Genomic DNA, 250 nt, shown 5'->3' with positions numbered 1-250 from the left:
GTCCATGGTATTGCCAAACCCATCACCTATGCCCTGCATTTTCCAAACAGTATTGCCTGGCAGTTGGTGATATGCACGGGCAATACTGCGGCGCTCGGTGCTGCCAAACCTAGCAAGATCGGAATAATACCTCTCACTCCCATTCCAATCGCTATTACTGCCACTCTGGATACCGTTCATGATGCAATGATACGCATCGCCTGGCCTCACGGTCACTATGTCCCCAAGCACTGTTGCGCTTCTTTTTCCT

Annotated in this window: 1 protein-coding gene; it reads right to left on the bottom strand. The window is 50.8% G+C overall.

Annotated elements, in window-relative coordinates; translation table 11 throughout:
* The coding region (locus R0J88_RS22225) for a hypothetical protein (protein ID WP_410901204.1) at positions 1-216 on the bottom strand (216 nt) is incomplete at its 3' end.
* Between the last annotated feature and the right edge of the window lie 34 nt (positions 217-250).

It is taken from the genome of Pseudoalteromonas sp. SIMBA_162 (assembly GCF_046535955.1).
Taxonomy (GTDB): Bacteria; Pseudomonadota; Gammaproteobacteria; order Enterobacterales; family Alteromonadaceae; genus Pseudoalteromonas; species Pseudoalteromonas marina.
The sequence above is the reverse complement of the archived record's forward strand: the minus strand, read 5'-3'. Positions and strand labels throughout refer to the sequence as shown.